This window comes from Flavobacterium sp. DW-iso2 (assembly GCF_058725285.1).
This window is the reverse complement of sequence record NZ_JBZXDY010000018.1, coordinates 39,987-62,534: the sequence shown is the minus strand read 5'-3', so window position 1 is coordinate 62,534 and position 22,548 is coordinate 39,987. Positions and strand designations below refer to the sequence as shown.

Below are 22,548 nucleotides of genomic sequence, written 5' to 3'. Positions count from 1 at the left end.
AATAGACAAATCCTAATCTATCGTTTATAAAATACTTTAGTTTTTTTATTTTTCTCGCTTTTAGTAATTTTACTAAATGTGAATAAGAATTCATTTCAAATTTATTTATTAATTAATTTATCGAGCCTTGCCATCATTTCATCTTTCTCTTATTGTCTTGAATCCACTTTGCAATTATGCGCACTTCTTGTGCCGATGTTCAATACCTTGGCTTACTTTTTGTCTTTTTTGGGATGTTTAAGCTTCTTTGAAAGGGTACACTTAAAAAAAAATCATCTGAAAAAACGATATAAAAGAAGTGTAATTTTCCAATCGATACTACTTTTAAAATCTACAAAATTCTGACTGTTTTAAGAAAGCTTTTTGTGGATCTCTGAAAGAAATTATAGCAGTCAAAATTATGTTTGACAATTTATAGAATGCCGATAAAATTGAAACTTATCTTAAATAAAAAAAAACATCAATTATGATGTCTTTTTTGAAGTTATAACCTTTATCAAAAGTTATTTTATTTTTAATAATTTCTCCAAATATTCGACCTTGTCTTTTTCTGCCTGGACTAAACGTTCATAAAGTTCTACTACCTTATCAAGTGGATTAAAATTGGGTTGTATATTAATTGCATTAATTGTTGAACTATCATGACTAGTAAAAGTATTATTGATCACATTTAATACAGTTTCATCACTATAATTTTTAATGGCTTCAGCAGAAACTCCCAAAACTACTGCAATTGCAATTAGCTTTTCTTCTTCAATTGTTTCGCTTGCTTCAATGTTTGAAACAGATTGTTGACTCACTCCTATAGCAAGAGCCAAGGCTTCTTGTTTCATGCCTCTAAGTTCTCTAATTCGGCTGATATTTCTACCAATATGTTTTGGTTTAGTTGCTGTGTTCATAACTCAAAGATATTTAAAATTCTTTAAAAAAATAGGTTTTGGTAAAAAACAAGTTCGCATTTGTAAGATACAATTCCCATTAGTTTGGTACGATATAATCTCTCACTTACTTGCGTGTAATGAACAAAAATACAAATTAAAAAAGATGTTTAACATGTAAAAAGAAAAATTATGAAACCTTCAGAACAACTTTCATTTCCAAAACTCGAAAACGAGTTTTTAAAAAATATCCTCAGACAATTGATAGATCAATATACTATCATTCAGATGTTTTTCACCAAACAATCCTCTTGCGTGTTTTCGTACCTTATTATCCACATTGAAAAAAACAGTGATGCACAACAGCTACAACAGAACAAATGGGTAAAAAAAGTTAAAAGTCTTTATCAAATCAATGTATATTTTATTTGCTCTTCAAGACTTCATAATCATTATTCTTTAGGTTGTCCCTTTATTGCGTTTTACTGCAGTCCATCTGCCGTTATCTTTCAAAATTTAGAGTTGCAAAAATCAATTTTCATTACTAAGGAATGGAAAAAACATAAAAAAAGGCTAAATGTTTATCAAAATAATTTTTACCACGATCACGACCTTAATAAGATACAAGTCCAAAACCTAATTTCAGAAGGTTCTTCTAATAGTATTTTTACATCTTATGCACGACTTATTGAATATGATCTTGACTATTTAGAAGAACTGTATTGCGGAAATAAATCTGCTTCGCTGAATTTAAATCAAAGGATAGCTAATCTTATCGAATACATTCCTGTTGTTCAAAAATACTTTGTGAGAAACAGCCAGAACAAATATTATCTTACTGATTTGTTTGTAAAAGCAAAAGAAGCAACTGCCGATGACGAAGCAATTTTTAAAGAAGAAATGTATGAAGCAGTTGGAATTGCCGAACAAAGTCTTTATCGTCTTATCGAAGAAAGGTTGGATGAATTAAAAAAGGGGATAAAAAAAGGATTATCTGTAAAGCATGAAGTTTTATGTCAAATTGATGAGAAACCGAAAGATCTAATACTTAGCGTTGCAATAGAAACCATACTAAAGGCGATTGAAATCGAACAGATTTATTTATATCATCAAATTACCTACGGTGAGAAAACAACCTATTACTTGATGCTTATAACGGTTGGTGCGGGTAATGAAAAATTAAAATCAATCACTCAGTCTCTAAAAAGAAAAGTAGAAGATAAACATGATTTTGTTTTGTTAAGCCACAGCCGATACTGGATACAAAATAACCTATACCAAAATCAGGCTTTCTTTTCCAACATTATACAAGAGAAATATCTTAGATATTCATCCAGTAAATATCTTCCCGAATTTCATTGGGAGACACCTCACAAACCCTATCACGCTGATCTATATTTTTACTATAAGTCAACCAAAAACAGTGCTTTACAATTTTCCACAATAGTCAATAATGATCAAGGAAACTACCAAGGTTTAGACTCTCTTTTTACGCTATTTTTCCTGTCTTTTTGCAGGACATACATTTTTGTAAATAAGTATTATCTCCCTAATTATTTGTCAAGCCAGACATTGTGGGAACTGTGTATTTATGCAGATGCTGATATGCGAAAGTATAATTATCTAATAGAACAGTTCTGGACGGATTTCTTTCCGTATTTAGATAGACATATGACCCTTAATCATAAATTATCAAAGTTCAACAAAGAAGAGGTTAATCAGATGAATGTTATTGTTGAGAAACTGATGTGTGAATTACACAATTTGGTTATTGAAGGCGAATTGCTATTGAGCTTTGAGCAAGACTGATGCATTATCATTTAAATAAAACTAATTAATCTAAAAATAAAGAGTATGAAAACCGATGAAATTGAAAACCTAGAAACTATTAAGAGATTAACTACTAGTTGTCTCACCGCTTTAAAACCTACTCGGGATAAAAACAAAGTTCACATTGCTGAGATAAGAGTATATGATTATTATGAGCTTGCCTCAGTTATCAGGCACTTGTTGAAATTATGTATTGTGGCTGTTGATCAGGATTCTGCTAAAGTTCCCAGTACGGTTAAAAATCAGTCTATCGATGTTGGACTCATACTAGGAATTGCTCTGCAGTTATTTCCCATTGATGAATTTGAACTAATAAATGAGATCAGTGTTATGTTCCCTGTTGGTGATAAATGCGAAAATAAACAAGAGTGATCCAGAACGGAAATAAAATATACTATTTTAAAAAGATGGTATTTAATTGCCATTAATCTACAGTACTATTCAGAGTATATTTTATCTAAGACTATGCAAAAATCGCTTCTTTTCTTTACGTCACAAATTAGCCTCTAATTCATTAAATAAGGATAATTAAATCCATTTCATTTAAAAAAAACGACTTCGGAGTTTTTTTAAGCTCCCTGCGGGGCAAGTTGTTTTGAGATGCTGAATTCATTCAGAGCATCTCAAAACACAACTTGCTGTTTTCTCTCGAAAACATTTTTAGAATGGTTTTTATGTAAAGGGCTGATGCCCTTTTTTTTTATGTTGGTTTTTTCTGAATCTATTCTTGCTCTTTGTTTTATTAAAATTAGTTTTGAAAAGGCTGTATCAATAATGCAGTAATTTAAAGACCTTAAATCTTTTTAGCTTGAGAATAAGTTCTGATTAAGTTTAAAGCTAAAGATTTTAATCCCTTATCGATTGTTAAAGTTTAGAAATTAGCATAACTATTTATATATGCCTGCATATATGTAAAACCGCAATCCTGTAATTTCGTGCGGATACATGTCCTTATATAAATTTACAAATATGTACCTACGTAAAAGTATATGTATGTAAATATGCTTTTATCAAGGCAAATGAATGTATACATAGGTACATAAGTAAACTTGGAGATATATCCGTATGCCTCTATCTAAAGCCATAAATATTTTTTCAAAAGAAAATCGAAAAAATAGAAAAAAAGAAAAAGAAAGCAATTTAAAAGGGCGGGATGCTGGCGGACCAAAAGGAATCGGAATAAGTCCCGTAGGGTGGCTTGTGAGGAACGAGCAAGACATTATGCCGAAGTCTTTTGGGCAGACTAAGCAGCCTGACCTACCTTCGTTTTCTTTTTATTTTTTCTTTGGATAAATAGTTTAAAGAATCACGTCTTTATACTATTTTCCAAATTAAAACTAAATCCAATGATAGGGCTTGTCCTTTCGGTTCAAGTAACAGTACATATCTTCCTTTTTGAGTTCGGGAAAGAATTTCAGTGCTTTATCTATAGCATAATTAGGTAGGAAGAAAATCTCGTCACGTACAGCTGTAACCACTTTTTGATGACCATAAAAGCGAAGAAGCTCATTTATTTCATCTTGACCACCACGTTCTATAATACGTGCGATAATAGTTTTGTATGCTTTCTTAAAATCCATTGCTTCAATGTCGAAATCCCAAAAAAAGACTCGATTTAAATTAGGTATTTCTTTATTTTTTGTACTTCTCTCCATACAGTAAATATACGTTTTTTTAGCTTCTTATCCAAACGCTTATCGCCTAAATCCTCGACCTTTATTAAGAGGAGGGATTTGATTTTTTGATTCAGAAAATGTTAAGGAAGGATTCAAGACCGCTTTTTTTAGCCTTTGGGTCATATTACTAAAATTGGTTTCTTTTCCTTTAAGTAACTTGACTTTTTCTTCTGCATCAATGTTGTTATGATGCAGTAGTGCATGAGCAACCAATCTAGGATTTCCCCCATATTTGTTTTGATAAGCTTCTAGATAGATTCTAAAGGGTTTATGCTCCAGTAGAAAATACATGTCCACAAAATCCTTGATCCTAGTGCCGTTTTGAAAGATAGCATGAAGTTTCATAGCTCCGATATCAGTTAAAGATGCTATCCGAATTCCTTGTTCAATCTGAATTGGTTCCTGCCAGGAATATTTATGAGTTATAATATCTACCTTGACATTTCCGATATCTAAAAGGATCGTATTGTTAAAAATTTCCCTGATCTTGACTGGATGTTTATCACTCAAGTGAGAAAGCAGTGCATTCTGATCAAAATCTTTTATAGAAAACAGATCTAAATCAATACTCAATCTATGACCTATAATTAGGCTCAGGGCTGTACCTCCTACAAGATTAAATTCTTTCAATTTTTCATCTTTCATAAGTCTTTGGAGAAGTTCCCACATCTCCTGAGTAACTGTTTCTTTGTAGAGCATAATTTCATGTTTGTAGAAAATTAATTCTCGAAACAATGCGCTCTTACAAAGTGGGTGCTATTGGCTTCCTTTGGCACCAGTTGCCTATATAGAGCTTGATAAAAGCTCCATTAGGTCAACTCAAGGCAAATACTACCAATTGGTTCCATTTCATATTGTTGCTGATGATAATAAAATACATTGTTCGTTAAATTTTTTAAGTAATACAAGTGTTCGTTATGGAAAACCAAGGCAAAACTAATTCGCACAAAGGTGGTAGGCATCCAAAAAATGATCCTGCTGTTCATCGCTATTCTATTAGTTTAACTTCTGAAGAAAATGCACGTTTTCTTTCACTGTATGAACAATCAAGTATGAATGTTAAAGCACACTATATAACTGCATGTATTTTTCAAAAAGGCATCACAACTATAAAAGTGGATAAGGCAGCGGTAGATTATTATATCCGCCTTACTGCTCTATTCGGACAGTTCAGGGCTGTGGGGGTAAATTACAATCAAATAGTAAAGCTATTGTACCATAATTTTTCAGAAAAGAAAGCGGCTGCTTATCTCTTTAAGCTCGAACAGCAAACTATTGAATTGGTTCAATTATCTCAAAAAATAATCATGCTTACAGCGGAATTCGAAACAAACTATCTGAAAAAAAAATAAAAAAATGATAGCTAAAATTAATCGGGGCAAAAATTTAATGGGTGCGCTTTATTACAATTATCATAAGGTTGAAAAAGAAAAAGCGCAGGTTTTGTTTACCCAAAAAATGATTGAAGCGCCCGATGGTAGTTATTCTGTATCTCAGCTGGCTAATTCTTTCGAATTGTATCTATTAGCCAATCGCAAGACAGAAAAACCAGTACTCCATATATCAATTAATCCTGATCCAAAAGATACCGTAAGTGATACTGATTTTAGCAGTATTGCACAGGACTATATGAAACAAATGGGTTACGAACAGCAACCTTTTGTGGTTTTTAAACACACTGATATTAATCGCACTCATATCCATATTGTATCAATTTGTGTGGATGAACAGGGAAGAAAAATATCTGATCAATTTGAAAAAAGACGTTCGATGGTCATCTGCAGATCATTGGAAAAAGAGTATAATCTGATATCAGCTATTGAAAAAAAAGAAAATTTGCAGCATTTTACATGCACCCCCGTTGATTATAAGTCTGGTGATGTCAAAAGCCAAATGGCATCTGTACTCCGCTATTTGCCCAAGTATTATAAATTTCAAAGCTTTGGTGGCTATAATGCTTTGCTTTCTCGATTGAATATTACTGCTGAAGAAGTCAAGGGTGAATATAACGGTATCACAAAGCAAGGATTGGTTTATTTTGCTTTAAGTGAAAAAGGAGAAAAAGCCAGTAATCCATTTAAAGCTTCTCTATTTGGAAAAAGTGCGGGTTATACACACCTGCAATCCTACTATGAAAAATCCAAAATTATCTTAAAGGATCATCCCAACAAAGCTTCTATAAAAGCAACCATCGAAAAAAATATGCAAGCAACAGCAAATGAAATTGATTTCATAAAGCGATTGCAACAGCAAGGAATTGATACGGTCATTAGACGCAGTAAAGAAGGAAGAATTTACGGTATTACTTTCATTGATCACTCATCCAAAACCATTTGGAACGGTTCACAATTTGGAAAAAATCTTTCAGCCAATGTTTTCGAAGGATATTGGAATAAGGATGATAAACTGCAATACTCATCTCATGAAAATAAGTCTAATTCACAAAGGGATCAATCAGAGAAAATTGATATTGGCCAAAACCACCAGATATATAAATTTTTAGATACACAAAATATTCAAAATGTTGCACTTGAAAACGGACTTATAGATACACTGGGTACATTGCTTTCTAACCATCAAGGAGAGGACTATCAGGAAGAAGCATTTGCTAAAATGATTAAGAAAAAATAAAAACAAAGAAAACGGTAATAATGCTAATTCATTTGGACAAAAAAAGATTCTAAGTAGAGGGTACTAAATACCCTCCTATTAGGACTTGCGTTTTGGTAGATATATGGATTGTAAAGGAATTTATCTACCAAATTGCGACTGCCTCTTTGATTATATAAAGACTTTCCCGACCAAAGGAAGGGAGTGTCTTTATTTAATAAAAAAATAGTTTTAAAAATTGGCTTTAACAAGCCATGTTACGACAAGCACTTCCTTTTAGTAGTATTAAAGAGAGAACAATACATCTAATTTATACATTCAGGGGATGATAGTACAACTATTTGAAAACTTATATTAAAGTAAGGAGGTGAAATAATGGATAATTTAGAAAGGCAAACAACTGAAAAAGAAGAAATTATCTCAAAAATTTATGATGAGATAGAAAGAGAAAAAGAAGAAAAATTTGTAAATTTATTGGTTGAGATTATTGTGTCAATTACATTAAAACAAGTTTATGAAGAGAGCGATTAGATATTTGAGATTTAGTCAATTGGGACAAAGTAATGGTTCAATTGAAAGACAGGAATTGTATACAGATCAATATATACAACATCACAATATACAATTGGTCGATACCTTCATAGACAGGGGCAAAAGTGCCAAAACTTTTGATCGTCCTGATTTTATAAAATTACAGACTTTTATAGCCAAGCATTATAAATCGGTAGATTATTTACTTGTGGATCAGCTCGACCGTTTTAGTAGGGATGCAGGCGAAGCTATGAATATGGTCAAACAATTTCAAAAGAAATACAGCATCCAAATAGTTAGTGTAACAGAAGGAATTACTTTCGATTATGATACACCAGGAAGTTTTTTCAGAGCGGGTTTACAATTATTGCTTGCTGAAGAAGACAATATCAACAGAAGTATAAAAGTTCGAGGTGGATTATATACTGCCCGAGCAAAAGAAGGACGCTTTTTAACAAGAGAAAAACCTTTTGGCTATTATAAAGTCGGAGAAGGCAAAGAACGTCATCTTGAAATTAACGAAGAAGAAGCAAAAGTGGTACGCATTGTATATGACATGTTTCTTCGTGATGTCCCTTTGTATAAAATCAAGGAGAAAGCTTATGAATTGGGCTTTGATAGAAAAGGCAATATGGCTGTAGATCGCGTACTTGCCAATCCTGTTTATGCAGGACTTGTGAGAGTAGAAGCTTTTAAAGATTTGCCTGGAGGACTTTTTCCTGCAATACATGAAGCCATTATAGATAAAAGCTCTTGGCAGATGGTACAAGGTAAAATGAAGAATGAAGATAAAGTAAAAGTTGTCGTTGATGATGATATTCCACTTAGAGGTGTTTTAAAATGTCACTGTGGGGTTCCCCTTACTGGTGCGCCTTCACGTGGTAAATCAGGTAAGTACTTTTACTATTACAAATGCAAGCATTCCAAACATAATAATATAAGTGCTATTAAAGCACATGAGCAGTTTTTAAACGCATGTGATCTTATGAGTATTTCTGAAACCAATATCAAAGGAATCAGAAATAATTGTTATTCTACAATTGAACTTGAAATGAAAGTTAATAAGAAAAAAGCAGTCGAGAAAAAGCACGAACTCGATGAAGTAAAGCAAAAACTCAATACAGTTGAAGAAAAGTGGTTTAAAGACGAAATCAATAAAGACACTTATGATAGATGGTATCCCGTTTACAGTGGTCAAATTTTAAACCTCGAAGCAGCTATTGAAAGACTTAGTGCTAATCAGGGAAAAGTTTTCGAAGTTTTAGATGCCAATCTTGATATGTTATCCGATATGCGATACGTTTATACAAAGTCAGATACTTTGCAGAAAAGAGAATTTGTAAACATGGTGTTCAACAAGAACTTGTACTATGAAAAGGGTATCTATCGAACACCTACAATGATGGATATGTTATCGCATAATGCCAGTAAAATGGAGGAAAAGGGATACCTTATATATCAAAAAAAGAGGGATACTTTTTCAAGTATCCCTCAAAGTGGGCGATGAGGGGTTCGAACCCCCGACCCCCTCGGTGTAAACGAGGTGCTCTGAACCAGCTGAGCTAATCGCCCTATTTCACAATTCGAATAATTTCTTGTTCCTTATTGCGAGTGCAAATATAAGCCTAGATTTTATATTTACAAGCAAAAAACGAAAATAAATTAGTAATATTTTTACCAAAATCCCTTTCGTACTCACTTACAGCGCATTAATACAAATAGTCCTAACTACTATTTTTTTGTAATGAATCACGATAGTATTACATTTGCATTATAAACAGCAAATAATGGCAAGGTTCAAAGAAAATGATTTACCAAAATCAAAAATTACCGCAAGTTCTCTCAACAAAGCAACTCTTATATTTAAATATGCAGACAATCACCGCTGGAAGTTTTATGTAGGATTAGTTTTTTTATTGCTTACAGGAGCCACAGCATTGGCTTTCCCCAAATTAATGGGTATGTTGATTGACAGTGTGAAGAATAAAAGCTATACTGATGCCAATAACATTGCTTTATTACTGATTGGGATTCTTTTTATGCAATCCATTTTTTCGTTTTTCAGATTATCCCTGTTCATCAATTTTACGGAACATACTTTGGCCAACCTAAGACTGTCTTTATACAGCAACTTAGTAAAACTGCCGATGTCTTTCTTTTCGCAAAAGCGTGTTGGTGAATTAAATAGTAGAATCAGTTCCGATATTACACAAATTCAAGATACTTTAACTTCTACCATTGCTGAATTCCTTAGACAGTTAATTTTAATTGTGGGTGGAGTTGCGTTACTAGCCACCGAAAGTATCAAACTAACTCTATTAATGTTGTCAGTTGTTCCTTTAGTAGCTGTTGCTGCAGTTGTTTTTGGTCGGTTTATTCGAAAATTTTCAAAAAACGTTCAAGACCAAGTAGCTGAAAGTCAAGTTATCGTTGAGGAAACGATGCAAGGAATCAGTATTGTTAAGGCTTTTGCCAATGAGTGGTACGAAATTGCCCGTTATGACGGAAAAATAAAAGAAGTCGTGAAGTTAGCCATCAAAGGCGGAAAATACAGAGGATACTTTGCATCCTTTATTATATTCTGTCTTTTTGGAGCTATCGTAGCCGTAGTTTGGTTTGGTGTTCGATTAAGCATCAACGGAGAAATGAGTGTGGGACAATTGATCTCCTTTGTATTGTACTCTACGTTTGTAGGAGCTTCTTTTGGTGGAATTGCCGAATTGTACGCGCAAATCCAAAAAGCAATTGGAGCTACCGAGCGTGTTTTTGAATTATTGGAGGAAACTCCAGAAAAAATCAACTCAAAACAAAATGCCTCTTCGATTCAAAAAATAAAAGGAAATGTTACTTTTAAAAATGTAGCCTTCAGTTATCCTTCAAGAAAGGAAATAAAAGTATTGAAGAACGTCAATTTTACGGCAAATTTTGGTCAAAAAATTGCCATCGTTGGACCTAGTGGAACGGGGAAATCAACTATTGCCTCTTTATTATTGCGTTTCTATGATATTGATTCTGGTGAAATACTAATTGACGGAAAAAATATTTATGATTTCGAATTAGAAAATCTTCGAGGCAATATGAGTATTGTTCCCCAAGATGTGATTCTTTTTGGCGGAACAATAAAAGAAAATATTGCTTACGGAAAACCAGATGCTACAGAAGAGGAAATTCTTTTGGCGTCCAAGCAAGCCAATGCTTTCAATTTTATCGAAGGTTTTCCTGAAAAATTTGAAACCATTGTGGGAGAACGAGGAATTAAACTTTCTGGAGGTCAAAGACAACGTATTGCAATTGCGAGAGCGTTACTTAAAAATCCAAGTATATTGATCCTCGATGAAGCAACGTCTTCACTGGACAGTGAAAGTGAAAGATTAGTGCAAGAAGCTTTAGAAATTTTAATGCAGGGAAGAACAAGTATAATTATCGCTCACCGTCTCTCTACTATACGTACTGCTGATCAAATATTAGTACTTGACAATGGCGAAATAACTGAACAAGGTACGCATCAAGAATTAATGACTTTAGAAAACGGAAAATATAAAAATTTGAGTAATTTACAGTTTAGTAATTCTTAATCTTTTTATTAACCCTCTCCAAAAGAGAGGGAGTTGTTAATTCTACAATTTTAAAAAGCGCTAATTAGTCTGGAAATCAGAATCAATTAGAAATACGATACCTTCGATTTTAAGTAGCAATTAGACAATGAAACTAAATAAAACTTAGCTGATAAATGGGTTGTAACATCGTATTGCTGATTTATATTTTATAAAAATACCGATTCAATAATTATCTCTGTTAAAACTGAGTTTGCAATAAAACACTCCGTGTGGGCGCGATGGTGAATTTCATTTATTATCGTTTCATCTGGAATGTAATCTCCTGTAAAGGTTATTTTTGGTCGTAGATGGGTATGATCATAATTTTAAAAGATAAATTGTCTGAATCATTTTTTCATCTTAAATTAACTTTATGTTCTGACATGGTTATTTTTTTTAATTAATTATTCTGGTTTGCGTTTCTTATTTTTAATATGGTGTTTTTTAAGCTCACTCCCTTTAGTATCAAAACGGGTTATGCTATCCTGACCTACAACATTTACGTAGGATAGTGGCTTTGCAACTTCAGGCTTTTTTTTTGTGTGTGCCTCATCGTGCCAAGCATCCGATTTGATTAGTTGATTATTTTCGCTTTCATCATTGATGTAGCATTCAAATTTATCACCTTGTCGCTTATATAATGATTTTTTTTTGTGAGGACCTACCCAAGGAGAATCGGTTTTAAAATTAGTTGACCAGGTTTGGCAACACAAATAGCTTCCACAAGGACCAATATCGCCAATTCGATTTGCTTCTTCACGCAACCCAATTTGACACATCTCTATCCGCACATGAAAGGCTTCGAAAAGGCATTTAATTAACTCCCGATAATCCACACGTCCTTCGGCAGTGTAATAAAATGTGGCTTTAGCTTTATCACCCTGATAATCTACATCGGTTAGTTTCATTGATAAACCGAGCTCTGTGGCTATCACGCGTGCTTTACACATCGTATCAAATTCCATTTCTTTGGCAAGCTTCCATTTACTTGCATCATAGGAGGTTGCTTTGCGTTGGATTTTTTTAAAAATATCTTCGCTGCGTACATTCTTTTTCTTAAGCTGCAAACTTACCAGTTCACCAGTTAAGGAAACATGCCCAACATCATAACCACCCTTATTGCCATCAACTACAACTAATTCTCCATTTTTTAAATCTATGTTTTGATGGTTAAGATAAAATTCCTTTCGGGATCCTTTAAATTTTATCTCAATAATAGTGTAAACTTTATCATCAAGTGGTACAACAATATCCGATAGCCAGTCATATACATCGGATTGGCTGCTACCATAGGTATAAACTAAGTCGTTACTTTTGATTCCACTTAGAACAGAAGGACCTTCTGTTGAATAATTTTCCATAGTACCCTATATATTAATTCCCTTTCGAGAGTGTATGAAAGTTTGAAATTTCAGTTTAATAAAAGAAAGATAATCAAAATTCGTCTTCATCAATCCCTAGAAGCATATTGTAAACTTCTTGTAATTCCAATAACGTTTTTTTATTCCCCATTTTTTTGGCAATCTCAATTCCTCTTTTATAAGTTTCAGCTGCTTTGTCTACTTCATTCAGCGACTCATATAATTTCCCCAATTGATAATAACTCGCTACATAATTTTCATCATCCTTTATCAATTTCAAAAAGCAATTTACAGCGGTATCATTTTCTTTAACCAAAACATATTCTAATGCCAATGCGTATTTCAGAAAAGAGTCGTTGCTATCTTCCTTTAAAAATTCCTGTAATTGTTCAATTCTATTATTCATTATTTTTTTTTTGGTGAAAGTAGTAACCACAATAAAAAATCTTTTGTAAAATAATTCCAAGCCCAGTTGATGAATACAATTTGCTTATTTATTAGATTCCAAATAACATTTAATCTTTAAAAATGCCAAACGATAAATCGGCGATTATCGAGTTAAAATTAGAAGCTAATTTTTTTCTTTGTTGATTAACAATACTCCTCATAAGCGGCCTTTAGGTTTTCGGCAATCATTGCTCCCGACTTTCCTTCAATATGGTGGCGTTCTACAAAATGGACTAATTCTCCGTCTTTGAATAGGCCTACACAAGGCGATGAAGGAGGAAATGGGAAAAAATGTTTGCGTGCTTCTGCAGTGGCTTCAGTATCGAAACCTGCAAATACAGTTGTGATTCGGTCAGGGCGCTTGCTTGCGTCCAATGAAAGTTTTACTCCCGGTCGTGCGGCACCGGCAGCACATCCACAAACTGAATTGACAACTACTAAAACGGTACCTTTTGAATTAATGGCTGCATCTACTTGCTCAGCGTTGCGCAGGTCTTCAAAACCAGCAGATGTAAGTTCTTCCTTCATTGGTATTACTAATTGTTCTGGATACATAGTGTGATATTTAAAATAAAATTCAAGGTTTTAAAGAGAACCCTAATAAACTCTGTGATTTTTTTAATTTAAAATAGGAATCATTCGAATGAATAATCAATTTAAAAACATTGGTTAAAAAATATGCTTTTCAGCATGATAGGAAGAACGAACCATAGGGCCACTTTCCACATAACGAAACCCTTTTTCGAGACCTATTACCTTATATTTAGCAAATACTTCAGGATGAATAAATTCTACAACCGGCAAATGTTTTGGTGAAGGTTGCAAGTACTGCCCCATTGTTAATACATCGCAGCCTACTGCACGTAAATCATCCATTGTTTCATAAATCTCCTGTTCGGTTTCTCCTAATCCAAGCATAATTCCTGATTTAGTTTTCATTCCGGCCTCTTTCAGTCGTTGTAATACCTCGAGGCTTCGATCATATTTTGCCTGCACACGAACCTGTTTTGTTAACCTGCGAACCGTTTCTGTATTATGAGAAACGATGTCGGGATGTGCATCTATAATACGTTGAAGGTTTTCCCAACTGCCCATAAAATCGGGGATAAGCGTTTCAAATTTTGTTTCAGGACTCACTCTGCGAATCGCATTAATCGTTTCTACCCAAATAATGGAGCCGCCATCTTTTAAATCATCACGGTTAACCGAGGTAATTACGCAATGTTTCACATTCATGAGACGCACGGATTCTGCTACACGCTCCGGTTCTTTTAAATCAACAGGCAACGGACGACCGGTAGCCACATTACAAAATCCGCAGGAACGGGTGCATATATTTCCTAGAATCATATAGGTGGCGGTACCTGCCCCCCAACATTCGCCCATATTAGGACAACTGCCGCTTTCGCAAATGGTATGTAATTTATGAGTCGATACGATTTCTCGAACCTTTTTATATTCTTCGCCCATTGGCAGTTTCACTCTCAGCCAATCTGGTTTGGTTTTATACCTTGGCTCTTCTACTATTTTAATATCGTTATGTAACATTTTTAAAAAAATTGGGAATTATTAAAATAAAAGCAACCCTTTTATTTTTGGTTCCGGTTAAACATTTGTTCTATCCTAGACTAAAAAAAGGGTAAAACGGTATAATATATTAGTTCGTCATTTATATTGTTAAGTGATAATCGCGTAATTTATACTGTATCTGTTACTGTTGCCGTGGTATAGCTGTTATGCGGTTTCCGTAACTACATTTTTCACTTCGGGAAGCATTTCCCGCAGCATGTTTTGGACACCCATTTTCAAAGTAGTATTAGTAGAAGGGCAGCCGTGACAAGAACCTTTGAGCATCACGGTTACTGTTCCGTTTTCGAAAGATTTAAAATTAATGGCGCCACCATCTCCTTCAACGGCTGGCCGAATATATTCATCAAGAATTGAAATTATTTTTTGTTCAATATCCCCAGAAATGTTTACCGGTACTTCTGATTTTTCTTCAATTAATTCGCCATTGAGAAGAGGTTCTTTTAGGGCAAGCTTTGCTTTAATTAGCTCCTTAATTTCCGGTATTACCTCATACCATTCAAAGCTTTCGTCCTTGGTTACGGTAATAAAATTGGAAGTAATAAAAACGCCTTTTACATAAGGAAGTTCAAATATTTTTGTGGCAAGAGGAGAAATGGCTGCCTTTTCTTTTGTGCGGAATTCAATACTTTCTCCTTCCTCATCGATTAACAAAAAGGTCAGTACAAATTTCATTGTGACGGGATTAGGCGTCATTTCGGTATAAATGGAGATTGGTGCGTTCATTTTTTTATATTTATTTAACCTTTTATCGAAAAAAGGATAGGTGTTATTTTATTAATTTTACCATTTCACATCTGCCACTTGAGCTGGTGCTTTTGCATTTTGGATAGACACTTGTTGTGCCACCTTGCGTGCCATTTCCATGTAAGCAATAGCCTGGGGTGTGTTTTCCTGCAGCACAGTGGGGCGACCTAGATCACCAGATTCACAAATATTTTGTACTAATGGTATTTCTCCCAACAACGGAACTTCTAATTCTTCGGCAAGTTTTTTTGCTCCATCTTTGCCAAAAATATAATACCGTTTCTCCGGCTCGTCGGGAGGACTGAAATAGGCCATATTTTCTACAATGCCTAAAACGGGTACATTTATCGACGGTAATTGAAACATTCCAACTCCTTTTTTGGCATCAGCCAAAGCCACAAATTGAGGAGTGCTTACAATTACAACTCCGTTCAAAGGAACGGCACCAACCAGTGATAAATGAATGTCGCCAGTTCCGGGAGGTAAATCAATAATCATATAATCTAATTCCCCCCATTCTGCTTCCTGAAACAATTGGACAACCGCTTTTGATGCCATTGGTCCACGCCAGACTAGCGCTTGGGAAGTATCTACAAAAAACCCGATTGATAATAATTTGACTCCAAAACTTTCTACGGGAATCATTTTATTTACACCATTAATCTCTTTAATCAGTGGCTTTGCATCCATTACATCAAACATAATGGTTTGTGAAGGTCCATAAATATCAGCATCTACCAAACCAACCGATGCCCCTAGTTTTACCAAAGCCAAAGCCAGGTTTGAAGCTACCGTTGATTTCCCAACACCACCTTTACCAGATGCTACTCCTATAATATTTTTAACATTTGGTAACAAAGGTCCACCGCTTTTTCGAGAGGAAACATCGGAAGTCATTTTCACATTTACATTTGCTTCTTCATCTATAAAATGCAAAATCGAATTTACACAAGCCTTGTGAATCAATTCTTTCATTGGGCAGGCAGGCGTTGTAAGTACTACGGTAAAACTCACGTTTTTACCCTCTACTTCTAAATCCTTGATCATACCAAGAGTTACCAAATCCTTTTTTAAATCAGGATCTTCAACATTTTTTAAAGCTTCTAAAACTTGTTCTTTTGTAATATTCATTTTGGCCTCCTTTTATTTCTTTAATTTTTTGTTCTAAAAACTATTTACTTCCCGTACCATAACCAATCTATCATCACCTACAGAAACCAAATAGTTATTATAAGTACTCCAAATCAATTTATTTACCGAATGTGTATGAGCATCAAAATTTTCTTTGGTGATGCGTTTTAATAATTGAAACGTTTTTGCATCCCAAATTTTGATGGTTTTATCACGGCTGGCAGTGGCAAAAAGTGTAGCATCGGGACTAAATACGATATCGTAAATTGCCCAATTATGTGCAGGAATTGACTTTAGTAAATCATAATTTCCTACTTGCCATATGTTTAAATGTGCATCTCTTCCTCCAGTCAAAAGAAATTTACCATCAGGGCTGTAACGCACAACATTTGATGCAAGTCCATGCCCAATAAAATCTTTTTTATAATCCAATGTATGCAGATCAAATACAAGAATATTACAATCCCCTAGTGCAACCGCTATTTCGGAAGTGGTATAATTAAAATCAATGCTGCGTACTTTTTCCTTGGATAGTTTTTTCATTTTAATCAATGACAAAGTATCGAGTGAGCAAACGGCAAAATTACCATCGCCACCGGCTGTATAAAAGCAATTGGTTTCTAAGGAATATTTGATATCAAAAATCGGTGCCGTATGATGTTGCAGCATTTTTATTTCTTCCTTTTTCTCTAAATCAAGGATGTGAATACTTCCGGTTGTTGTTCCCGCAAGCAATAATTTTTTTTCAGGAATATGACAAATAGCATAAACAGCAGCAGGTAAAGATGCTGAAAATTTTTCGGCTTGCAGAGTTTCTAAATTCCATAATGCGATAAACATATCGCTACCCGCTGTAAAAACAGTATGTTCAGATATGCCTTTATCCATCGCATATACACAGCCGCTGTGGCCAGTAAGTGTTGCGATATGTTTTATACCAATGTTTATTTTTTTTATTGTCTCCATTTTATTTTAAAAAATTATGCCCACACTATTTTATTTGTAAAGCTGTAACCTAGTGGATTATTGAAATGCTAATTAATTATTTTTTTATCGGGCTACTTTTCTTTCCTTATTTCGAAACTATAGCTACTTCTGACGGTTATTATTTTGTTATAATCCCAGTATATTTTAATTTTGGGGCGATTATCAATAATTAGTTCATCTCTCTTTTTTTATTTCTTTTAATACTATTCCTTTTTTAATTCCTTTTATTGCTAAATTCAGGAAGGCGATTATGGTATTTTTGATTTTTGAGTAGCTATTCTATTCCTATTTAAAGAATATGGTATTTAGTCGTTTTCCAAATTTAAATTTGTTTGGGCTGCTTGTATAACGGCACCATAGAACAAGCTTCGCCATACATAACACTTTTTGCAATTGGTCGTAAAAGCCTAGTGATTTCGACATAAGCCGCTTTAGGAACTGGCAGATGGCCACAACCCTTGATCACGATGCGAGCATCTTTATATTCATCGAAATTTAGTTTGTTAAGGATCTCATTATACAAAATGGTTTCCAGTGTTTCTAAATCACCAAACACAACCCTTTTTACGTAAGGCTCTAATTGAATTGCTAACAACATATAAGCCCAAGTAGGGACAACGGCATCTGCTGAACAAATAAGTGAAACGTATTTATCTGAGTATTTACTCCAGTCTTCATGCTTAACAAATTCCCTAAAGTCTTTTTCTTTCAAGATTAAACCTTGAAATAAATGCTCTTTTATATCCAATACTACACGATTACCTTGAGGGTAAAACGTTTCGAGGTCAATGGTGATGATGCCACTTAATGCTACTTTATTAATTATTTCTTTTTCCATTTTACATAAATCCTAATTCGAGTTCTGCCTCTTCGCTCATCATTTCTTTTTCCCAAGGCGGGCTATAAGTCATTGTTATTTTTGCTGATTTAATCCCCTCTATTTCACGTAATTTTTGTTCTGTTTCAGGGGGCAAGCTTTCAGCTACAGGACAGGATGGTGATGTTAAAGTCATTAGAATAGTAAGGTTGTTCTCTATATCAATATTGAGTTCGTAAATCAATCCTAACTCCCAAATATCAACTGGAATTTCCGGGTCGTAACAAGTTTTAAGGGTATTGATAGCCTTTTGCGCAAGCTCCATATTTTGTGTAATAATTTCTGCTGCCATATCTTTTATTCAAATGTTTTAGCAATCTTTCCTTCAATATAGTCACGCAAAGCCTCAATTTTTACAGTGTTCACAACTTCCGAAGCGAAGGCGTGCATCAATAATTTTTTAGCATTTGTTAGACCTATTCCACGAGCCTGTAGGTAAAATATTTTTTCTTGATCTAATTTTCCGGTGGATGTCCCGTGCGAACATTTTACATCATCGGCATAAATTTCTAATTGCGGTTTTGTATTGATTGTTCCGTCTTCGCTTAGTAAAATATTTTTATTGGATTGAAATGCATTTGTTTTTTGAGCATCTTTTCTAACAAATATTTTTCCATTAAAAGTAGCGGTTGACTTTCCGTCAATAATCCCTTTGTAAAGCTCGTTGCTGTTGCAATTTGGCTTGCGGTGATCTACGACAGTATGATTATCAACTACTTGATTTCCTGCAGTTATATACAATCCGTTCAAATGCGATTCGATATGTTCATCATCTAACACTAAAGTTAAATTATTGCGAACTAATGCGCCACTCAAGGTAAAAGTATGGGTAGAAAATACGCTTTGTTTCTTTTGAATTACTTGTGTGGTATTCATTAAATAACCCAACTCATTTTCATCCTGAATTTTATAATGATCTAGAATAGCGTGCTTATCGACTACAATTTCTGTTACTGCATTACTGAATGTTTTGGCTTTAGAATCAACCGTTTCAAACGATTCAATAATTTTTGCTTGCGCATTTTCATCCACAACGATTAAATTACGTGGATGAATAATGGTACTTTTGGATGCTGTTGAAATGTGAATGACGTGTATCGGTTTTTCAATTATCACATTTTTTGCAATATGAATAAACACGCCATCTTTAGTCATTGCGGTATTTAACGCTATGAATGGATCCGTTTTAATATCTGCATATTGCGCATAATGTTTTTCAAAAAGAGCAGAATTGCTAGTTGCCGCATTTACTAAACTGCAAATCGTTACCCCTTTTGGAAGATTTTCTAAATTGGATAATCCTTCCACAAAAATGCCGTTTTCGATAATTACATTATAAGCCTCTTTTAAAAATTTCAGCGGTTCAATTTGCTCATCACTACAGTTTTTACTGGTCGATAAATCAAATTCCCCTTTTAATATTGAACTGATAGGAGTATATTTATATTCTTCGTGATTTCTGGTTGGAATACCTTGTTTGTAAAAGCTTTCCATCGCCTGATCACGAAGTTGTGTATCGCCGAATAAAAATAATTTTGATGTCTCAAATTCAAAAATCAATTTATCTTTTATCGTACTGGTTTTAATTGCTGTTTCCATTTTGTACTAAATTAAGCTTCTACTTCTTCTACTTCTTTAATAAAATCGTATCCTTTTTCTTCTAGTTCTAAAGCCAATTCTTTTGGCCCTGTTTTCACAATTTTTCCATTGTATAAAACGTGAACAACATCGGGGATAATATAATCCAACAACCTTTGATAATGCGTGATAACAATGGTTGCGTTATCTTTCGATTTTAATTTATTCACGCCGTTAGCAACAATTCGTAAGGCATCAATATCAAGTCCACTATCGGTTTCGTCAAGTATGGAAAGTTTTGGCTCCAGCATTGCCATTTGAAATATTTCATTTCGTTTTTTTTCACCACCGCTAAAACCTTCGTTTATCGAGCGACTGATAAGTGCTTTATCTATCTCAACTAACTTTTGCTTTTCTTTCAACAGTGTTAAAAACTCTTTTGCTGCCAGAGGTTCCAAACCTTTGTAAGCACGAATTTCGCCAATAGCTGTTTTTAAAAAATTAATATTGCTTACCCCCGGAATTTCAATTGGATATTGAAACGCAAGAAATATACCTTCTCTAGCTCTATCTTCCGCTTCTAGTTCTAATAAATTTATACCGTTATAGATTATTTCACCTTCTGTAACTTCGTATTCGGAACGCCCTGCAAGTACTGCAGATAAGGTGCTTTTTCCAGAACCGTTAGGGCCCATAATAGCATGTACTTCTCCCGCTTTTATTTCTAGATTAATCCCTCTTAATATTTCTTTCCCGTCAATTGACGCGTGTAGATTTTTTATTGATAGCATTTTTTTAAAATTTATGAGTTAAAATTTATAGGTTATAAAAGATCTCTCCTTATCCTACTGAGCCTTCCAAGGAAACCTCCAGCAATTTTTGGGCTTCAACAGCAAACTCCATTGGCAATTGACTTAATACGTCTTTGCAATAGCCATTTACAATTAAACCAATGGCTTTTTCATTATCAATACCCCTTTGTTTGCAATAAAATAATTGGTCTTCACCAATTTTTGAAGTTGTTGCTTCATGCTCGACAATGGCGGTGTTGTTTTTTATTTCGATGTATGGAAAGGTATGTGCTCCGCATTGATCAGTCATCAATAAACTATCGCATTGTGAAAAATTACGGGCATTCTCTGCACCTTTTCCAATACGGACTAACCCTCTGTAACTGTTGTTGCTGTAACCTGCCGAAATCCCTTTGGATATGATGGTACTTTTAGTATTTTTACCAATGTGGATCATTTTTGTTCCAGTATCGGCTTGCTGATAGTTATTAGTGAGGGCAACAGAATAGAATTCACCTATCGAATTGTCGCCTTTTAAAATCACCGATGGGTATTTCCAAGTAATTGCAGAACCTGTTTCTACTTGAGTCCAAGAGATTTTAGAATTTTCTTCCAAACAAATACCACGTTTTGTAACAAAGTTGAAAATACCTCCTTTACCGTCTTTATCCCCTGGATACCAGTTTTGTACGGTGCTGTATTTTATCTGTGCATCTTTATGTGCCACGAGCTCTACAACGGCTGCATGCAATTGATTTTCATCACGCATCGGTGCCGTACAGCCTTCAAGATAACTCACATATGAATCTTCATCAGCAATAATTAAGGTGCGTTCAAACTGACCAGTTCCAGCCGCTTCTATTCTGAAATAAGTGGAAAGTTCCATCGGACAACGAACTCCTTTTGGAACATAACAAAATGTACCATCTGTAAATACAGCCGAATTCAGCGCTGCATAAAAATTATCGGTGTAGGGAACAACAGAGCTCATGTATTTTTGTACCAATTCTGGATGTTCCTGAATTGCTTCGCCAAACGAACAAAAAATAATTCCTTTTTCTGCTAATGTTTCTTTATATGTTGTTGAGACCGAAACGCTGTCCACAATAATATCCAACGCTATTCTACTTTCCACACCTGTTAGGCGTTCTTGCTCTAAGATTGAAATACCGAGTTTCTGAAATGTTTTCAATAATTCAGGATCTACTTCATCTAAACTGTTTAGTACTTTTTTTGGTTTTGGAGCTGAGTAATATATGATATCTTGAAAATCTGGTTTTTGGTAAGAAACATGAGCCCAGTCTGGCTCCTTCATTGTTATCCAATGACGGAAAGCTGTTAAGCGATAGTCTAACATCCATTCGGGTTCCTTTTTTTTGGCAGAAATAAAACGAATAATATCTTCATTCAATCCTTTTGGTGCGTTGTCAGCTTCAAAATCGGTAACAAACCCGTATTTGTATTCCGTGCTGAGCTTTTGTTCTAAAACCTCGTTCATACTATTTAAATTTTACTATTGTTATTTTGTTCATCGGTAATTCCCAATCCCAAAAATCATTTTGATTAAATTATTAAATGCAAACTATCTTTTTTGGCAAATAATTCTTCTTCGCTTTCGCGCCAATCTTCATCATCTACACAGCAATCAACAGGACAAACTGCAGCACATTGAGGCTCATCATGAAAACCAACACATTCAGTGCATTTATCGGCTACTATGTAATAAACATCATTGGATACAGGTTCTTGCGGTTCATTTGCATCGGCAGTCAATCCGCTTTTTGAGGTAAACATTCCCTTTATGGCTGTTCCATCCGCGAAGCGCCATTCATCGCCGCCTTCGTAGATTGCATTATTCGGACATTCTGGTTCACAAGCGCCACAATTAATGCATTCGTCTGTAATTATAATTGCCATTTTT

The 22,548-nt window shown here is 34.3% G+C and carries 24 protein-coding genes and 1 tRNA gene; 8 read left to right on the top strand and 17 right to left on the bottom strand.

Annotated features, from left to right (window positions below; genetic code table 11):
- Positions 1-503 precede the first annotated feature (503 nt).
- Entirely contained in the window at positions 504-899 is a 396-nt protein-coding gene (locus AC4PRO_RS12615) for a helix-turn-helix domain-containing protein (RefSeq protein ID WP_492117583.1), read from the bottom strand.
- A gap of 171 nt (positions 900-1,070) precedes the next feature.
- On the opposite strand from AC4PRO_RS12615, the gene AC4PRO_RS12610 reads away from it, so the two are divergent.
- The 3 genes from AC4PRO_RS12610 to AC4PRO_RS12600 all read left to right on the top strand — a co-directional run bounded on the left by AC4PRO_RS12610 (position 1,071) and on the right by AC4PRO_RS12600 (position 4,001).
- On the top strand, positions 1,071-2,687 hold the full coding sequence (locus AC4PRO_RS12610) for a hypothetical protein (RefSeq protein WP_492117582.1): 1,617 nt from the start codon (positions 1,071-1,073) through the stop codon (positions 2,685-2,687).
- Between the two features lie 45 nt (positions 2,688-2,732).
- Positions 2,733-3,080 (top strand): hypothetical protein, encoded by a 348-nt coding sequence (locus AC4PRO_RS12605; RefSeq protein ID WP_492117581.1) that lies wholly within the window; start codon positions 2,733-2,735, stop codon positions 3,078-3,080.
- A gap of 693 nt (positions 3,081-3,773) precedes the next feature.
- Positions 3,774-4,001, top strand: coding sequence for a hypothetical protein (locus tag AC4PRO_RS12600; RefSeq protein ID WP_492117580.1), 228 nt, complete (start codon positions 3,774-3,776; stop codon positions 3,999-4,001).
- Positions 4,002-4,045: 44 nt separating this feature from the next.
- On the opposite strand, the gene AC4PRO_RS12595 is transcribed toward AC4PRO_RS12600, so the two are convergent.
- The gene (locus tag AC4PRO_RS12595; protein ID WP_492117579.1) at positions 4,046-4,363 is read right to left on the bottom strand and encodes a DUF6922 domain-containing protein; all 318 of its coding nucleotides are present in this window, start codon (positions 4,361-4,363) and stop codon (positions 4,046-4,048) included.
- 39 nt (positions 4,364-4,402) lie between these two features.
- On the bottom strand, positions 4,403-5,083 hold the full coding sequence (locus AC4PRO_RS12590) for a nucleotidyl transferase AbiEii/AbiGii toxin family protein (RefSeq protein ID WP_492117578.1): 681 nt from the start codon (positions 5,081-5,083) through the stop codon (positions 4,403-4,405).
- 218 nt (positions 5,084-5,301) lie between these two features.
- Between AC4PRO_RS12590 and mobA the strand changes: the two genes are divergently transcribed.
- From mobA to AC4PRO_RS12570, 4 genes are all read left to right on the top strand, one after another.
- On the top strand, positions 5,302-5,736 hold the full coding sequence (gene mobA / locus AC4PRO_RS12585; protein WP_492117577.1) for a conjugal transfer protein MobA: 435 nt from the start codon (positions 5,302-5,304) through the stop codon (positions 5,734-5,736).
- 4 nt (positions 5,737-5,740) lie between these two features.
- Positions 5,741-7,015 carry a conjugal transfer protein MobB gene (gene mobB / locus AC4PRO_RS12580; RefSeq protein WP_492117576.1) on the top strand — a complete coding sequence of 425 codons (1,275 nt, stop codon included), beginning with the start codon at positions 5,741-5,743 and terminating at the stop codon, positions 7,013-7,015.
- A 354-nt stretch (positions 7,016-7,369) separates the two neighbouring features.
- On the top strand, positions 7,370-7,525 hold the full coding sequence (locus tag AC4PRO_RS12575) for a hypothetical protein (protein ID WP_492117575.1): 156 nt from the start codon (positions 7,370-7,372) through the stop codon (positions 7,523-7,525).
- The gene (locus tag AC4PRO_RS12570) at positions 7,509-9,032 is read left to right on the top strand and encodes a recombinase family protein (protein ID WP_492117574.1); all 1,524 of its coding nucleotides are present in this window, start codon (positions 7,509-7,511) and stop codon (positions 9,030-9,032) included. Before AC4PRO_RS12575 ends, AC4PRO_RS12570 begins: the two co-directional genes overlap by 17 nt.
- Here the strand turns inward: AC4PRO_RS12570 and AC4PRO_RS12565 are convergent.
- A tRNA-Val gene (locus AC4PRO_RS12565) sits at positions 9,023-9,097 on the bottom strand. The genes AC4PRO_RS12570 and AC4PRO_RS12565 overlap by 10 nt on opposite strands.
- Positions 9,098-9,312: 215 nt before the next feature.
- Here AC4PRO_RS12565 and AC4PRO_RS12560 point away from each other — a divergent pair.
- Positions 9,313-11,100 (top strand): ABC transporter ATP-binding protein, encoded by a 1,788-nt coding sequence (locus AC4PRO_RS12560; RefSeq protein ID WP_492117573.1) that lies wholly within the window; start codon positions 9,313-9,315, stop codon positions 11,098-11,100.
- A 425-nt stretch (positions 11,101-11,525) separates the two neighbouring features.
- Here AC4PRO_RS12560 and ricT read toward each other — a convergent pair whose 3' ends face one another.
- The 13 genes from ricT to AC4PRO_RS12495 all read right to left on the bottom strand — a co-directional run bounded on the left by ricT (position 11,526) and on the right by AC4PRO_RS12495 (position 22,544).
- Positions 11,526-12,482, bottom strand: coding sequence for a regulatory iron-sulfur-containing complex subunit RicT (ricT, locus tag AC4PRO_RS12555; protein WP_492117572.1), 957 nt, complete (start codon positions 12,480-12,482; stop codon positions 11,526-11,528).
- A 73-nt stretch (positions 12,483-12,555) separates the two neighbouring features.
- Positions 12,556-12,888, bottom strand: coding sequence for a tetratricopeptide repeat protein (locus AC4PRO_RS12550; RefSeq protein ID WP_196828995.1), 333 nt, complete (start codon positions 12,886-12,888; stop codon positions 12,556-12,558).
- A gap of 185 nt (positions 12,889-13,073) precedes the next feature.
- Positions 13,074-13,484 carry a BrxA/BrxB family bacilliredoxin gene (locus tag AC4PRO_RS12545; RefSeq protein WP_074723345.1) on the bottom strand — a complete coding sequence of 137 codons (411 nt, stop codon included), beginning with the start codon at positions 13,482-13,484 and terminating at the stop codon, positions 13,074-13,076.
- A 114-nt stretch (positions 13,485-13,598) separates the two neighbouring features.
- Complete coding sequence (lipA, locus tag AC4PRO_RS12540; RefSeq protein WP_196828991.1) at positions 13,599-14,477, bottom strand: lipoyl synthase; 879 nt, start codon at positions 14,475-14,477, stop codon at positions 13,599-13,601.
- Between the two features lie 186 nt (positions 14,478-14,663).
- Complete coding sequence (locus AC4PRO_RS12535; RefSeq protein WP_074723347.1) at positions 14,664-15,242, bottom strand: NifU family protein; 579 nt, start codon at positions 15,240-15,242, stop codon at positions 14,664-14,666.
- 57 nt (positions 15,243-15,299) lie between these two features.
- A complete protein-coding gene (locus AC4PRO_RS12530; protein WP_492117571.1) occupies positions 15,300-16,394 on the bottom strand; it encodes an Mrp/NBP35 family ATP-binding protein in 1,095 nt (364 codons plus the stop codon).
- A 33-nt stretch (positions 16,395-16,427) separates the two neighbouring features.
- Entirely contained in the window at positions 16,428-17,360 is a 933-nt protein-coding gene (locus tag AC4PRO_RS12525; protein WP_492117570.1) for a WD40 repeat domain-containing protein, read from the bottom strand.
- Positions 17,361-17,703: 343 nt separating this feature from the next.
- Positions 17,704-18,219, bottom strand: a complete 516-nt coding sequence (locus AC4PRO_RS12520; RefSeq protein WP_492117569.1) for a DUF2480 family protein — start codon at positions 18,217-18,219, stop codon at positions 17,704-17,706.
- Position 18,220: 1 nt separating this feature from the next.
- Complete coding sequence (locus tag AC4PRO_RS12515) at positions 18,221-18,550, bottom strand: iron-sulfur cluster assembly protein (RefSeq protein WP_492117568.1); 330 nt, start codon at positions 18,548-18,550, stop codon at positions 18,221-18,223.
- A 5-nt stretch (positions 18,551-18,555) separates the two neighbouring features.
- Positions 18,556-19,857, bottom strand: coding sequence for a Fe-S cluster assembly protein SufD (gene sufD, locus AC4PRO_RS12510; RefSeq protein ID WP_492117567.1), 1,302 nt, complete (start codon positions 19,855-19,857; stop codon positions 18,556-18,558).
- A gap of 11 nt (positions 19,858-19,868) precedes the next feature.
- Positions 19,869-20,627 carry a Fe-S cluster assembly ATPase SufC gene (sufC, locus tag AC4PRO_RS12505; protein ID WP_132066560.1) on the bottom strand — a complete coding sequence of 253 codons (759 nt, stop codon included), beginning with the start codon at positions 20,625-20,627 and terminating at the stop codon, positions 19,869-19,871.
- A gap of 49 nt (positions 20,628-20,676) precedes the next feature.
- On the bottom strand, positions 20,677-22,125 hold the full coding sequence (gene sufB, locus AC4PRO_RS12500) for a Fe-S cluster assembly protein SufB (protein ID WP_492117566.1): 1,449 nt from the start codon (positions 22,123-22,125) through the stop codon (positions 20,677-20,679).
- Between the two features lie 65 nt (positions 22,126-22,190).
- Entirely contained in the window at positions 22,191-22,544 is a 354-nt protein-coding gene (locus AC4PRO_RS12495; RefSeq protein ID WP_074723353.1) for a 4Fe-4S binding protein, read from the bottom strand.
- Positions 22,545-22,548: the final 4 nt, after the last annotated feature.

What these genes read in the sequence shown, in the direction of transcription:
- sufB (WP_492117566.1), bottom strand. Translation starts at nt 22,125, where the DNA reads ATGAACGAGGTTTTAGAACAAAAGCTCAGCACGGAATACAAATACGGG.
- AC4PRO_RS12605 (WP_492117581.1), top strand. Translation starts at nt 2,733, where the DNA reads ATGAAAACCGATGAAATTGAAAACCTAGAAACTATTAAGAGATTAACT.
- AC4PRO_RS12520 (WP_492117569.1), bottom strand. Translation starts at nt 18,219, where the DNA reads ATGGAAAAAGAAATAATTAATAAAGTAGCATTAAGTGGCATCATCACC.
- AC4PRO_RS12545 (WP_074723345.1), bottom strand. Translation starts at nt 13,484, where the DNA reads ATGTATCCAGAACAATTAGTAATACCAATGAAGGAAGAACTTACATCT.
- AC4PRO_RS12570 (WP_492117574.1), top strand. Translation starts at nt 7,509, where the DNA reads ATGAAGAGAGCGATTAGATATTTGAGATTTAGTCAATTGGGACAAAGT.
- AC4PRO_RS12600 (WP_492117580.1), top strand. Translation starts at nt 3,774, where the DNA reads ATGCCTCTATCTAAAGCCATAAATATTTTTTCAAAAGAAAATCGAAAA.
- mobB (WP_492117576.1), top strand. Translation starts at nt 5,741, where the DNA reads ATGATAGCTAAAATTAATCGGGGCAAAAATTTAATGGGTGCGCTTTAT.
- sufC (WP_132066560.1), bottom strand. Translation starts at nt 20,627, where the DNA reads ATGCTATCAATAAAAAATCTACACGCGTCAATTGACGGGAAAGAAATA.
- AC4PRO_RS12610 (WP_492117582.1), top strand. Translation starts at nt 1,071, where the DNA reads ATGAAACCTTCAGAACAACTTTCATTTCCAAAACTCGAAAACGAGTTT.
- AC4PRO_RS12515 (WP_492117568.1), bottom strand. Translation starts at nt 18,550, where the DNA reads ATGGCAGCAGAAATTATTACACAAAATATGGAGCTTGCGCAAAAGGCT.
- ricT (WP_492117572.1), bottom strand. Translation starts at nt 12,482, where the DNA reads ATGGAAAATTATTCAACAGAAGGTCCTTCTGTTCTAAGTGGAATCAAA.
- AC4PRO_RS12495 (WP_074723353.1), bottom strand. Translation starts at nt 22,544, where the DNA reads ATGGCAATTATAATTACAGACGAATGCATTAATTGTGGCGCTTGTGAA.
- AC4PRO_RS12615 (WP_492117583.1), bottom strand. Translation starts at nt 899, where the DNA reads ATGAACACAGCAACTAAACCAAAACATATTGGTAGAAATATCAGCCGA.
- AC4PRO_RS12530 (WP_492117571.1), bottom strand. Translation starts at nt 16,394, where the DNA reads ATGAATATTACAAAAGAACAAGTTTTAGAAGCTTTAAAAAATGTTGAA.
- AC4PRO_RS12575 (WP_492117575.1), top strand. Translation starts at nt 7,370, where the DNA reads ATGGATAATTTAGAAAGGCAAACAACTGAAAAAGAAGAAATTATCTCA.
- lipA (WP_196828991.1), bottom strand. Translation starts at nt 14,477, where the DNA reads ATGTTACATAACGATATTAAAATAGTAGAAGAGCCAAGGTATAAAACC.
- AC4PRO_RS12550 (WP_196828995.1), bottom strand. Translation starts at nt 12,888, where the DNA reads ATGAATAATAGAATTGAACAATTACAGGAATTTTTAAAGGAAGATAGC.
- AC4PRO_RS12535 (WP_074723347.1), bottom strand. Translation starts at nt 15,242, where the DNA reads ATGAACGCACCAATCTCCATTTATACCGAAATGACGCCTAATCCCGTC.
- AC4PRO_RS12590 (WP_492117578.1), bottom strand. Translation starts at nt 5,083, where the DNA reads ATGCTCTACAAAGAAACAGTTACTCAGGAGATGTGGGAACTTCTCCAA.
- mobA (WP_492117577.1), top strand. Translation starts at nt 5,302, where the DNA reads ATGGAAAACCAAGGCAAAACTAATTCGCACAAAGGTGGTAGGCATCCA.
- sufD (WP_492117567.1), bottom strand. Translation starts at nt 19,857, where the DNA reads ATGGAAACAGCAATTAAAACCAGTACGATAAAAGATAAATTGATTTTT.
- AC4PRO_RS12595 (WP_492117579.1), bottom strand. Translation starts at nt 4,363, where the DNA reads ATGGAGAGAAGTACAAAAAATAAAGAAATACCTAATTTAAATCGAGTC.
- AC4PRO_RS12525 (WP_492117570.1), bottom strand. Translation starts at nt 17,360, where the DNA reads ATGGAGACAATAAAAAAAATAAACATTGGTATAAAACATATCGCAACA.
- AC4PRO_RS12560 (WP_492117573.1), top strand. Translation starts at nt 9,313, where the DNA reads ATGGCAAGGTTCAAAGAAAATGATTTACCAAAATCAAAAATTACCGCA.